The organism is Gilvimarinus sp. 2_MG-2023 (genome assembly GCF_030547685.1).
GTDB lineage: Bacteria > Pseudomonadota > Gammaproteobacteria > Pseudomonadales > Cellvibrionaceae > Gilvimarinus.
Map to the genome: position 1 here is coordinate 39,983 of NZ_JAUOQM010000047.1, position 12,269 is coordinate 52,251.

General features: G+C 51.6%; 12 protein-coding genes. 7 read left to right on the top strand and 5 right to left on the bottom strand.

The annotated features are described in order from the left end of the window. Window positions 1–7 precede the first annotated feature (7 nt). The 6 genes from rsxD (at window position 8) to Q4526_RS11450 (ending at window position 5,488) form a co-directional block, all read left to right on the top strand. Window positions 8–1,060 (top strand): electron transport complex subunit RsxD, encoded by a 1,053-nt coding sequence (gene rsxD / locus Q4526_RS11425; protein ID WP_215977212.1) that lies wholly within the window; start codon window positions 8–10, stop codon window positions 1,058–1,060. After that, window positions 1,060–1,713, top strand: a complete 654-nt coding sequence (gene rsxG, locus Q4526_RS11430; protein ID WP_215977213.1) for an electron transport complex subunit RsxG — start codon at window positions 1,060–1,062, stop codon at window positions 1,711–1,713. The genes rsxD and rsxG overlap by 1 nt, the downstream gene beginning before the upstream one ends. Then, window positions 1,700–2,416: an electron transport complex subunit E gene (locus Q4526_RS11435; protein ID WP_215977214.1), complete on the top strand. Its 717-nt coding sequence runs from the start codon at window positions 1,700–1,702 to the stop codon at window positions 2,414–2,416. Before rsxG ends, Q4526_RS11435 begins: the two co-directional genes overlap by 14 nt. 150 nt (window positions 2,417–2,566) lie before the next feature. Next, window positions 2,567–3,400: a mechanosensitive ion channel family protein gene (locus Q4526_RS11440; protein WP_215977215.1), complete on the top strand. Its 834-nt coding sequence runs from the start codon at window positions 2,567–2,569 to the stop codon at window positions 3,398–3,400. Window positions 3,401–3,494: 94 nt separating this feature from the next. Continuing rightward, window positions 3,495–4,166, top strand: a complete 672-nt coding sequence (locus tag Q4526_RS11445) for a response regulator transcription factor (RefSeq protein WP_215977216.1) — start codon at window positions 3,495–3,497, stop codon at window positions 4,164–4,166. Then, on the top strand, window positions 4,163–5,488 hold the full coding sequence (locus Q4526_RS11450) for a HAMP domain-containing sensor histidine kinase (protein WP_215977217.1): 1,326 nt from the start codon (window positions 4,163–4,165) through the stop codon (window positions 5,486–5,488). Before Q4526_RS11445 ends, Q4526_RS11450 begins: the two co-directional genes overlap by 4 nt. 41 nt (window positions 5,489–5,529) lie before the next feature. Here the strand turns inward: Q4526_RS11450 and Q4526_RS11455 are convergent, their stop codons facing one another. Continuing rightward, window positions 5,530–5,985 (bottom strand): Spy/CpxP family protein refolding chaperone, encoded by a 456-nt coding sequence (locus Q4526_RS11455; protein ID WP_215977218.1) that lies wholly within the window; start codon window positions 5,983–5,985, stop codon window positions 5,530–5,532. Window positions 5,986–6,243: 258 nt separating this feature from the next. Between Q4526_RS11455 and Q4526_RS11460 the strand changes: the two genes are divergently transcribed. After that, window positions 6,244–6,879: a DUF2799 domain-containing protein gene (locus tag Q4526_RS11460; protein ID WP_215977219.1), complete on the top strand. Its 636-nt coding sequence runs from the start codon at window positions 6,244–6,246 to the stop codon at window positions 6,877–6,879. Between the two features lie 58 nt (window positions 6,880–6,937). On the opposite strand, the gene Q4526_RS11465 is transcribed toward Q4526_RS11460, so the two are convergent. From Q4526_RS11465 to Q4526_RS11480, 4 genes are all read right to left on the bottom strand, one after another. Further along, window positions 6,938–8,644 (bottom strand): hypothetical protein, encoded by a 1,707-nt coding sequence (locus Q4526_RS11465; RefSeq protein ID WP_303609639.1) that lies wholly within the window; start codon window positions 8,642–8,644, stop codon window positions 6,938–6,940. Between the two features lie 149 nt (window positions 8,645–8,793). Then, window positions 8,794–9,582, bottom strand: a complete 789-nt coding sequence (locus Q4526_RS11470; RefSeq protein ID WP_215977221.1) for a sulfite exporter TauE/SafE family protein — start codon at window positions 9,580–9,582, stop codon at window positions 8,794–8,796. 5 nt (window positions 9,583–9,587) lie between these two features. Then, entirely contained in the window at window positions 9,588–9,779 is a 192-nt protein-coding gene (ccoS, locus tag Q4526_RS11475; protein ID WP_215977222.1) for a cbb3-type cytochrome oxidase assembly protein CcoS, read from the bottom strand. Window positions 9,780–9,831: 52 nt separating this feature from the next. Continuing rightward, window positions 9,832–12,228 (bottom strand): heavy metal translocating P-type ATPase, encoded by a 2,397-nt coding sequence (locus Q4526_RS11480; protein ID WP_215977223.1) that lies wholly within the window; start codon window positions 12,226–12,228, stop codon window positions 9,832–9,834. Between the last annotated feature and the right edge of the window lie 41 nt (window positions 12,229–12,269).

Here is a 12,269-nt window from a genome sequence, read left to right on the forward strand (position 1 = left end):
CACTGCAATGGCTCTTTTGCGCATATCTTCACCTCATACACACCGCGCGCTCGGCACTGGCGCGGTTATGCGCACCGTCGTGCTTGCAACTCTGCCCGGCCTCGCCGTACTGACTTACTTTTTTGGCGTGGGTAGCCTGCACAATGTTCTGCTCGCCAGTATTACCGCCATGGGCTTTGAAGCGGCGGTAATGAAACTGCGCGGTCGCCCCGTTTGGTTTTACCTGCGCGACTGCAGTGCTCTGGTCACCGGCGTTCTATTAGGCCTTGCCTTACCGCCCTACTGCCCCTGGTGGCTGGTAGTGCTCGGCAGTGGCGTGGCCATTGTGCTCGCCAAACAGCTGTACGGTGGTATGGGCTTCAACCCATTTAACCCCGCCATGGTGGCTTATGTTGTCCTGCTGATTTCCTTTCCCCTACACATGAGCCAGTGGGCGGCACCACTAGACATTGGCGGTCAAACGCCCGGTGTGGTGCAAGCGCTGCAACAGATTTGGTTGGGCACGAGCATTGATGGTTATACCGCCGCCACACCTTTGGATACGGTTAAACAAAATAGCGGCTTAATGCTGAACGACCTGTATTTACAAGACCCTGTTTTAAGCGCGGGGCAATTTGTCGGTGCCGGCTGGGAATGGGCCAACCTCGCCTTTTTAGTCGGTGGCGCTTACCTGCTTTATCGGCGCATTTTCACCTGGCACGCCCCCGTGGCGATGTTGGCCAGCTTATCGATAATGGCCTTTTTATTTTACGACGGCGGCAGCTCCACCAGCGGCGGTTCCGTGCTGTTCCATTTATTTTCCGGCGCCACTATGCTCGGAGCTTTCTTTATTGTCACCGACCCGGTCAGCTCGGCGGTCAGCACACGTGGACGATTAATCTACGGGGCTGCGATTGGTGTGTTGATCTACGTGATCCGTATTTGGGGTAACTACCCAGACGGCATTGCCTTTGCAGTACTGCTAATGAATTTTGCCGCGCCTTTTATTGACTATTACACGTTGCCACGCACTTACGGGCATAAAAAAAGTGAGCGGGCTACTCGCAAGGTGGATCAATAATGCTAGGCGCATCTATCAGTAAAAATTCTCTGTTGCTGGGCTTATTTGCACTGGTCACCGCAGGCATCTTGGCGTTAACCAACGTGAATACCCGCGATCGTATCGCTGAGGCTGAGCGGCAGGCCGCCGAGAAAGCACTGTACGAACTGGTACTGGCCGAGCGGGTCGACAACGATTTATTGAGCGACACCCTCCCTACGCCCCCTTCTATGCTGGCGGCGCTGGGGTTGGATACGCCCGAGGCTATTCACCGCGCCCGCAAAGACGGCCAGGTTATTGCGGTGATTGTGCCCGCCGTCGCCCCCGATGGTTACAGCGGTGATATACGAATAATCGTCGGGGTAAATCGCGACGGCTCGGTCGCAGGCGTGCGCGCACTGTCTCACAAAGAAACCCCCGGCCTCGGCGATAAGGTCGATACCGCCAAAAGTGATTGGGTTTACGGCTTTAACGGCAAAAGCCTCAACGATCCTAGCGTGCAGCAATGGGCGGTGAAAAAAGACGGCGGTGTGTTCGACCAATTTACCGGTGCCACCATTACCCCGCGCGCCGTCACCGCACAGGTGAAACGCGTTTTACAACAAGTGGACGCCCAGCGCGCGCTTTTGTTTGAACTTCCAGCCGAAGCAGGAGAGAAACATGGCGGACAATAACCAGTGGCAAGAAATCAGCGAAAAAGGTTTATGGAGTAATAACCCAGCACTGGTACAACTGCTGGGGCTCTGTCCACTGTTGGCAGTATCCGGCTCGGTGGTCAACGCCCTCGGACTGGGATTAGCGACCATGTTGGTTCTGGTTAGTTCTAATATTGCTGTGTCACTGATTCGTAAAACCGTGAGCGACGCGGTTCGATTGCCCGCATTTGTGATGATTATTGCCTCATTAACCACCTGTATCGAACTGGTCATGCAGGCATTCACCTACGAGCTTTACACGATACTCGGTATTTTTATTCCGCTGATCGTCACCAACTGCGCTATTTTAGGTCGGGCCGATGCCTTTGCCAGTAAAAATCCGGTGCTGCCCGCCGCCTGGGACGGCTTAATGATGGGCCTGGGCTTTATGCTAGTACTTGTCACACTCGGTGCAATTCGGGAGATCTTGGGCTCGGGCACGTTGTTTGCCAACATGCAATTATTGTTTGGCGAGAGTGCTCGCAGTTGGCAACTAACCCTATTTACCGACTACCCGGGCTTTTTGGTCGCTATCTTGCCGCCAGGTGCATTTATTATTACCGGATTTTTAATCGCTCTCAAAAATGGCGTAGATAGCCATTTACAAGCCCGTGCCGCAGCGAAGAAAGAAAAGCCGGTAAAAGGCAGCAAGCGCGTTCGCACCACGGGCAAAATCGCTTAACTCACAATTCTATTCTAGACTCACTCTGAGGTATAAGTGCTTGCGCTTGCCTCAGATAGCGTCAATAATCATCTATTGAGAGTGTGTCTACACACACGATTCACGCTGCCACCACCCGGTGGCCATATTACTTCTATAGAGGGATGCAAAATGTTCAACTTCGGCCAAGATGATATGAATGAGTTTGTTCAAACTCATGTCATTCCTTGGGGGATCAGCTTAGTCACCGCACTGCTGATCTTCATCATCGGTAAAATTGTAGTAAAAATTCTGGTAGGTGTTATTGGCAAGCTCCTGCGCCGCACTAACCTCGACAATATCTTGGTTGAGTTTATCCAGGCAATTGCCAACGCACTGCTGCTGATCGTCGTCATCATTGCGGCTCTTGATCAGCTAGGTGTAGATACCACCTCTCTGATTGCTCTTATTGGTGCTGCCGGTTTGGCGATTGGTTTGGCTTTGCAGGGCTCACTGCAAAACTTTGCTGCGGGCTTCTTGCTATTGGTATTTCGCCCCTTTACGGCAGGCGATTACATTGAGGCAGGTGGTACAGCAGGTGTGGTTAAAACCATTGGCATCTTCACCACTACGCTAAACAGCCCTGACAATAAAGAGATTGTGGTACCTAATGGAGCTATCTACTCGGGCAACATTACCAATTACTCTGCCTTGCCTACGCGCCGCGTAGACTTAGTATTTGGTATTGGTTACGGCGACGACATCAAAAAAGCCAAAGAGATCATGGACAGTGTTGTCAAAGCCGACGAGCGTGTACTGGCCGATCCTGCGCCACAAATTGCAGTCAGTGAATTGGCTGACTCCAGTGTTAACTTCGTGGTTCGCCCGTGGGTCAACAGCGCCGATTACTGGGGCGTGAAGTTTGATTTAACTGAGAACATCAAACTTGCCTTTGACGAAAATGGCATCAGCATCCCTTTCCCTCAAATGGATGTACACCTGCAAAAAGAAGAAGACGCCGCTTAATTCTTCACTTTCTCGGCGGCCTCACGGCCGCCGTCTCCCGTAAAATAACGTAAATCACCGTGCGACTGCCCCCCTAGCCCGCAATAATTGCCCTATGAGCCGATTACTGATAATTGATGACGACCAAGACCTGTGCGCCATGCTCAGTGAATATTTAAATGCCCATGAGCACGAGGTTAGCTGTCGCCATACCGGCACCAGTGGGCTTGAGGCCGCCCTAAACTTGCAGCCCGATATGGTATTGCTAGATGTTATGCTGCCGGAATTAAACGGTTTTGATGTTCTGCGGCAATTGCGCTCCAAGTCGCGAGTACCGGTATTAATGCTTACCGCTCGCGGGGATGAAATCGACCGGGTTCTCGGCCTTGAGCTCGGCGCTGATGACTATTTGGCAAAACCTTTTTCTCATCGAGAATTAGTCGCCCGAATTCAGGCTATTCTTAGGCGTATTAGTCCCGCACAAGAACCGACCGGGGCGTTAGTTTTGCACGCAGGCAGTATGCAGGCGGAATTTTACAACACCGCCGTCGACCTCACTGCAGCCGAGTTTCGTGTACTGAATGTACTTTACGGTAACGCTGGTGAAGTGGTGGACAAAAACGCTATTTGTGAGCAGGCATTCGGGCGCAAGCTACATCCATACGATCGACATATTGATATTCATGTCTCCCATATTCGAAAAAAACTGGCCGATATTAATCCTATCGAAAGCATCAAAACCATTCGCGGTAGTGGTTATCAATTATTGGTCCACCACGCATCATGAAACTCGGCATCGCCGGTTTTACCGGCCGTTTATTTTTATGGTTTTGGCTGTCGTTTACTTTGTTAATCGTCGCTAATTTTTATCTTACTCGCTATCTAGATCACAACACCGAGCCTAGCCCTCCCTCCGCCCAGGACCTCAAAAAACTCGAACACATCAGTGAACGTTTTGCCAAGAGCGACATTCGCCCTATAGACCGCCTATTGCGCAGCCATCTCAGTCGCAATCTGATTATTATCGACCCGCAAACAGGCGCTCCACTGCGCACCCAACGCGGCCACTGGCGACTTGCCCCTCTATTTGAGTCCAATCAGGTTCAAGTTATGGAATTGCGCCCGGGTCACAAAATCATTGGCCCCTTTACAATCTCGACTCTGGAGCGGGACTACCGGGCTTTTTGGGCTATGCCGCCCGAGCACATACCCGCCTGGAGAGCGCAGCTGCAAAGCAACTCGCAATGGCGTCTGGCCATTTCCGCTGTACTGGTACTGATACTGTCGCTAGTACTGGCGCGCTGGTTGAGCCGCCCGGTAAAAACACTGGCTCAGGCCGTCAGACAATTTGGCAACGGCAAACTCGACACTCGGGTAAGCGAAGGCAGGGGGGAGTTTGGCCAGCTGGCGCGTGAGTTTAATAACATGGCGACCAAGTTGCAGGCGTCGATGGACAGTCAGCAGAGACTGGTTGCCGATGTTTCCCATGAGTTGCGCTCGCCCTTAACTCGGTTAAAGCTGGCTGCCGGTATATTGTCTGAACAAGTACAGAGCACTTATGTGCAACGCATTGAAAAAGAGTGCGATACACTCGACCATTTAATTGAACAGGTGTTAACCCTTGCCCGGCTGGAAGGCTCGATCTACCAGGAGCAGTCTGCGGCCGTTAACCTAACGAATATAGTATCCACCAGCGTTGAAGACTGGCGCTTCCAAATGCCGGATACCACTATTGTATACGAGCCCCGAAAAGCACTATTCGCCCAGTGTAAGCCACATCTAATGCAACGCATTTTGGATAATTTATTGGGCAATGCCAGCCGCTACTCAGAAAAAGTTTGGGTAGAGCTGGATAGTAACACCGAGCACTGGACTCTCGTCATTGCCGATAACGGCCCCGGAGTTGATGAGGCCCAAATAGAACACCTATTCGAGCCTTTTTACCGAGCCGACTCGGCCCGAGCTCACGATGGAAACTTTGGTCTGGGTCTGGCCATCACTCAAGCGGCAGCAGCTGCTCAAGGCATTGATATATGCGCCAGCAAGTCTCCTGAGGGCGGGCTTAACGTAGTATTAACCGGTGCCATAAAAAAAGCCCCCGCAGAATAATTCAGCGAGGGCTTTTTTATAAGTGTGTTTAACGCGCGTTTTCAGTGACTGCGATCACCTCGCTCACGCTTGTCACGCCCACCTTTACCACGATCTTTCATCTTCTCCTGCATTGCTTTTACTTCTTCACGCTGCTCTTCGGACAGTACCTTACCGAGGTCAAAGCGCAGCTGCATCATGGCCAGCTCGCGTTCATCTTTTGCATCAATCAGAGTTTGAGCGACTACCGGATCAAAAGTTTCCGCTTGCATTAGCGCTTGCATTTGTTCGCGATGTTGCTCACGGGCAGAATCGTCGCGTGGATAGGCGGACTTAAAATTCTCCGTCAATAACTGGATCTGACTCACCTGCTCATCACTGAGTTCTAATTTTTCGATTACGCGCTCGCGCAGCAATAACTCACCTTCGCCACCGCGTGGACCGGGCTGGGCAGAGGCCAATGAACTTATGGTCAAGGCACCGGCAATCATTAATGTAGGCAGTAATTTAGTCATCATTTTTTCTCCTAAGAAATTATTAACCACACAGACAGAATACTCCGTCGAGTGAAAACCACTGTCGCGCTACGTAAACTTATGAAAACCTAGCATTCTCATGATACTGCCTTTAGTCAGAGGTTTATCTGGTGTTGTCGCCAATATGGGCAAAACTGCCAAATTCTGCCTCACTCGCCCAGTTATGGTATTTTAACGACCTGAAACACGGAAAAGTCATTGTTGGCATTTTAAAAATCACTTCAAATGGGAAGCCACTCTATGTCATCCATACCCCGCCTTACACTATTGACCAGTACCCTATTGGCCATGACAGCCTGCTCAACCCTCAGTAAAGACGAGTGTCTAAACGCAGACTGGCACTTGATTGGACTGGAAGATGGCTCCCGTGGCTACGAGGTCAGCCGTATTGGATCGCACCGAGAGGCTTGCGCCAAAGTGGGTGTTGTGCCTAATTTAACCCATTACCGGGCCGGTCTAAATGAAGGCTATCAATCCTACTGCGCTGCGGCCAATGGCTACGCCGTCGGGCTGGCCGGAGGACAATACAAAAATGTCTGCCAAAACAAAGATGCTCAAGACTTTGTCAGTGCCTATCAGCACGGTCGCGATCTCTACCGTCTGCAACAATCCCTGCAGAACTTGAATCAATTGATTGCCGACTACAACAACACCATCGATAGTCTACTGAATGATAATGCTGTGCTTGAGGAGCAACTGGTGCATCGCGCACGCACACCGACCGAGCGTCAACAGTTGTTAAACTCCATCAAGAATAATGAACAAGAAGCCGCCGAACTGGCGCAAAGTATTATTTATTCGGAGCGCGAACGCGCGGTTTTAGCGCAAGACTTGGCTGATCTGGAAGCCTACCACCGCCAACTGGGTTATCAATAGATAGCCCGTATGAGAAAGGCTGTGGTCACACTGGTAAACCAGTTTTATCACGTCACCATTAAAAGTGGCGTTTAGCTTTTATCAATATCTGATAATCGTCGATGCCGTCTCTTTCTGTGATTGGGGTGGCGATATCGAGATGAACAACATTGCCCACCCGTACTTTACTGGAGCTCAATCTAAGCCCTAGACCAAAATTAGCCAGCATATGGTTATTGTTATTATCCGGTCCTTCCCAAGCCTTTCCCGCCTCCAAAAATGCCACCGCGCCCACCCGTATTAAATTAAACCAGTGCCAGTCGGAGTAATAGCGACGCTCCAGGGTTGCCAGCATTCGCTTTTTACCGCGCTGAAAAGAGGTGGGGTAACCACGCATGCCCTCTATGCCGCCCAAGGTCAGCTCTTCATGCTGCGCCAAGTCTTGCCCAACATCGTAAGATATACTGGTGTACCAGCGGTTTTTGGAGCTCTGCATATAATTATAGGAGACTTCACTGGACCAGACCGAACTGTCGTAATCTTCGCTGTTCATATGGTCACGCCCATTCACCCCTAGATACACTCGCAATAGGTGAGCATCGTCGACACTAAAGATATGCTGATAATTACCTAAATAACGCACCACATCGCCGTGGCGACCGGGTTCAGCCTCGCCATAGCCCATACGGAAACCAAATGTGATACCGAGAGGGACATCTTCGGTGCGCTGTATTTGATTTAAATTACGATAAACCGCGTAGCGATCTTCTAAGTACTGATATTCCAGCCAGGGATAACTCGCTTTCCGGTCTTCGGGGATACCCAAATCGGTGGTGTCTTTATTAGGGAAAAAATGATCTTCTTCGATGCTATAACCGACCAGCAGTCGCTGTGTTGAGCGTTTCGTCGTGAAAATCGAGTGGCCATAAAACACCTGTTGCAGGCCACGCTCGTGCTGATAACTGTTTACCTCATCGCCTTTAGAGCGAATAATCTCGGCCTCGGTGACGTCACTGTAGAGAATGCCAGCAGACCAAGGCGTATGGCGCGAAAAAAATGGACGCTCCAACTGCACAATAGCGTTTTTGCCATCGGAGTTATCGGAATAAGATAATTGTGTTGACCAACGCGAGCTCAATATATGATCGGTCTGCAATGAATAGCGAACACCGGTGCGATCGGCTTCTTGATCGTAGCCAATCGAAAAGCTGGTACCGCTGCCCATGATATTGTCATCACTGATGCCGATACCAGTGGTCGCGTCGCCCCCGCTGTGACTAAAAGAGGCGTCTATCTCTAACGACCAACTATCGCGGGTCACCACCACCAAATCCACCGTTCCCTGACACACCCGCTCTGGCAGGATAAACGCACCAGTTAAATATTCACGGCGACGCAATAAACGCTCGCTTTCCTGAATCACATCGGGGTCTAGGGTGTCGCCTTCGGCGAACAATATCTGGCTGGAGACAACATACTCTTTGGTATTAATATGCAGGTTGTTCAGAAATCGATAAATACTCTTATTTTCATCCGGGTCGTTTTCATCGAACACCCCTACCCGCTTATAGCGAATACTGCGGATGATCCGACCCTTTAACGCTTCGATATCGGTGGTATCGAGGCGGCTGCCGCCTTTAAAGCGATCCATGGCTCGACTGGCGAAATCGACGTTATAACAGCTCTCCTCCTGTGCGCCAGCCTGGGCCATGGGTAGACAAAGCAATATGCCAAAGATGAGGCGCACCAGCGGCGCAAGTGTCAATGTACAGCGCATAAATTCCATGCATAGCAGCCAGCGAACGGCCTAGCATTACTCCCAACCAATTACTTCCCAATTACTCACCGGGGCCCAGAAATTCAAGATTAACACGGTGAAACATCCGCGCCATATAAAAATGTAAAATCTCTGTCTTCGGCAGGAACTTTATAGGCTTAGTGATGGTGGTGATGTGAGTGAGGCTCGTGCGAGCTGGCAGACGAGGCCTGCTCACTGGATGAGGTGTGCTCAGGGCCCGATTCTTCAGTACTATGCTGGTGTTGGTGGTGCGCATGATCGCCACCCAGAGTGCCGTAAACCGTCCAGGCTGCAAAAAGCAATAATAGCAAGGCTGCGCCTCCGCGCACCCAGCGCGAGCGAATAGCGCGCAGTACAGGCTCAGCTAGGGTAGCCGCCAAAGCTACGGCCGGCAAAGTGCCCAAACCAAAGCCCAACATAAACAGAGCGCCCGAGCCCGGTCCCGGCTGGGTCAAGGCATAACTGAGCGCGGTGTATACCAAACCACAGGGCAACCAACCCCACAAGCCACCTAATGCCAGCGCCGCCGGCACACTGCGCACAGGCATAAAACGTTTACCGAAAGGTTGCACCCAACGCCAAAGCCACTGACCTGCTCGCTCCAAACGGGTTAACCCGCGCCAAAGATCGGTTATATACAACGCCATTGCCACCAGTAAAACGGCCGCCAATAATCGCAGGGCTGGGCCAGCCCCCATAGCAATTAGCCCCTCAGCAAACAACCCCGCCAGAGCACCCATAAGGCAATAACTTGCGATACGCCCCAGATTGTAGGCGAGAATAATTCGCAAGCGTTTAGTGGCTGAGGCCTTTTCGATGGCCATGGTAAGCGCGCCCATAATGCCACCACACATGGCCAGACAGTGACTGCTGCTAAAAAAGCCCAGGCTGAGGGCAACCAAAAAACTGGCAAAGTCCGTAGGCATGAAGATCACTTAGGTGTCTTGTTGTTGTCAGTGGCTGACTTTTTAACGGCGGGCTTACGATCATCATCGAACAGGATTCGGTGAGCTTCGGTATCAAGATTGTCGTACTGACCCGATTGAATCGCCCAGAGCAACACGCGAATCGCGATGGCGACAAAAACTAAAGCAATAGGGATAAGAAAAAACAGACTATTCACACTAACACCTGTGTTTCAGACGGTTACCTGTGATTCAAACAATGCAGCGCTATTAGGACCAGCGCGCTAATCGCATAGCGTTGAGCACAACAATCAAAGAGCTTGCCGTCATACCAATGGCGGCCGCCCAAGGGGTGACTAGACCACAAGCGGCTAAGGGCAACGCTATGGCATTGTACAACAATGACAACGTCAGATTTTGCCGAATCACTTTTCGAGTTTGAGCCGCTTTTTCAAAGGTATCACTGATCGGATCAAGACTATCAGCCAACAGCAACACATCGGCGTGGGTGGCCGCTAGCTCTGAGGCTTGCGCCATAGCAAAGGACACGTCCGCCTTTGCCAATACTGGCACATCATTTATGCCGTCACCAATCATGGCCACTGTATCACCTCGGTCTTGGCAAGTGGCTAAATGCGACAATTTGTCCTCCGGCGTGGCGCTGCTGCGGTAGGTGTTTATGTTCAGCTGTGTCGCTACCCGTTCAACGTTGGCCGGGGCATCGCCACTGAGCAATTCGGTCTGTAAATCGAGGCTCGAAAGGCGATGCAACAGTGTTGACGCTTCATCACGAATTGGATCATTTAGCGTTACCTTGGCCAGCTGCCCCACCTCGTCACTTAATGACAACTGCAGCCCCTGTGTGGAGGTTGGCTGCGCACCGCTTACGGCGGCAAAATCAAAACGGCCAAATCGGTAGTGCTTGCCGTCTATTACCCCTTCCACACCTGCGCCCAAATGCTGCTGAATATCAGTGGCTTTCAGCTGGTGACGCCACGTATTAAAAGCATTGGCAATCGGGTGACGACTCCCCTCTTCCAGTGCGGCTATTACCGCTAACAAATACTCTTTATTTTCGCCCTGTCGTACCACTTCAAGCTGATCCAAGGACATTCGCCCGGTGGTCAGAGTGCCGGTTTTATCGAGCAACACCCGGTCGATATGGGGCAGGGTTTCCAACACATGACCGCGAGTAATCAAAACGCCCCGCTTGCGCAAGGCCTCGGTGGCGGTGGTTAACGCAGTGGGCATGGCTAAAGCTAAGGCGCAGGGGCAAGTAACAACCAATACCGATAGCGCCACCCAGAGCGCTCGGCTGCTATCGAGCCAAGACCAAACCGCAAACACCGCCAGACAAACCAACAACACCCCAGCGACAAAATAGCGCGCCACCCGGTCGGCCAAAGCCAGTTGCTGAGGTTTATCCGCCTCGGCCTGTTGGATCAGGCGCTCCACCGCAGACAATCGAGTGCCACTGCCCACTGATTCCACTGTTATTTCAATAGGTGAGTCTATATTTTCGCTACCAGCGATTACTGTCGACCCAGCCGCCTTAGCCACTGGGGTCGATTCGCCGGTGATAAACGCCTCATTGACGCTGGTGCTGCCACTGAGTACGACCCCATCGGCGCAAATATTTTGTCCGGCATCTATACGAACCCTGTCACCACAACTAATCTGACGCACCGCAACTTGTACCCACGCCCCCTCTTGCCAGCGAGTAGCCACAGCGGGGATCAACTGCGCCACATTGCTGCGTCCGATACGACTGCGTGCCCGCGAGCGCATTTCTAAATAGCGCCCCACCAATAATAAAAAAACAAACATGGCGATGGATTCAAAATAGACATCGCCCTGTTTGGTTACGGTGGCCCAAAGGCTGGCTCCAAACCCAAGGATTATCGCTAATGATACCGGAACATCCATCACCAATTGCCCCGCGCGCAAGCTGCGCCAAGCTGCGCGAAAAAAAGGCTGTGCACTGAATAAAACCACGGGAGTAGATAACAACAAGCTTAACCAGCGCAATACGATTTGCCACTGATCAGCTGCACCGGTATACAGCCCCACTGCGACCATGCCGGCCTGCATCATGCCAAAGCCGGCCACGCCTAAACGCATTAAGGCGAGGCGGTTTTCACGCTGTTCCAGTTTCACTTGCGCTTCATCGGTAGCCGGGTGCGGCTGATAACCGATTAAAGCCAGCTGCTGCATAATATCGCTCAGTTCTACCACATCTGGCTCAAAAACTATTTGCGCCCTAAAACTGGTGACATTAATCCGCACCGACTCCACGCCATCAATGGCCAGTAAATGTTTTTCAATCAGCCAGGTGCACGCAGCGCAGGTAATACCCTGTAACAGTAAATTGGCTTGGTTTTGCTGACGAGAAAGTGGCAACACAAACTCAGATTGAACATCGGGGTCGTTATAAATTTGGTAGTCTGAACTGGTCGATTGATCCGTAGGCTTTTGGCTGCTGGCCTGGCGATATTGGTAAAATCGACTGAGGCCGCCATCGGCAATAGCCGTAGCCACCGCCTGGCAGCCTGGGCAGCACATTAATCGCTCTACCCCATCTATCTCCACGGGGTAATGCTCAAGGCGAGGCAACGGTAAACCGCAGTGGTAACAATCGTTTGGGGTTACTGTACTGGCTTCAGGCATAACGCCGCTTACTCATTCCGCGCTTATTCGAGTGCACAAAA

Coding starts and splice junctions, on each gene's coding strand:
- rsxD (WP_215977212.1), top strand. CDS start 8: ATGGCTCTTTTGCGCATATCTTCACCTCATACACACCGCGCGCTCGGC.
- rsxG (WP_215977213.1), top strand. CDS start 1,060: ATGCTAGGCGCATCTATCAGTAAAAATTCTCTGTTGCTGGGCTTATTT.
- Q4526_RS11435 (WP_215977214.1), top strand. CDS start 1,700: ATGGCGGACAATAACCAGTGGCAAGAAATCAGCGAAAAAGGTTTATGG.
- Q4526_RS11440 (WP_215977215.1), top strand. CDS start 2,567: ATGTTCAACTTCGGCCAAGATGATATGAATGAGTTTGTTCAAACTCAT.
- Q4526_RS11445 (WP_215977216.1), top strand. CDS start 3,495: ATGAGCCGATTACTGATAATTGATGACGACCAAGACCTGTGCGCCATG.
- Q4526_RS11450 (WP_215977217.1), top strand. CDS start 4,163: ATGAAACTCGGCATCGCCGGTTTTACCGGCCGTTTATTTTTATGGTTT.
- Q4526_RS11455 (WP_215977218.1), bottom strand. CDS start 5,985: ATGATGACTAAATTACTGCCTACATTAATGATTGCCGGTGCCTTGACC.
- Q4526_RS11460 (WP_215977219.1), top strand. CDS start 6,244: ATGTCATCCATACCCCGCCTTACACTATTGACCAGTACCCTATTGGCC.
- Q4526_RS11465 (WP_303609639.1), bottom strand. CDS start 8,644: ATGGAATTTATGCGCTGTACATTGACACTTGCGCCGCTGGTGCGCCTC.
- Q4526_RS11470 (WP_215977221.1), bottom strand. CDS start 9,582: ATGCCTACGGACTTTGCCAGTTTTTTGGTTGCCCTCAGCCTGGGCTTT.
- Q4526_RS11480 (WP_215977223.1), bottom strand. CDS start 12,228: ATGCCTGAAGCCAGTACAGTAACCCCAAACGATTGTTACCACTGCGGT.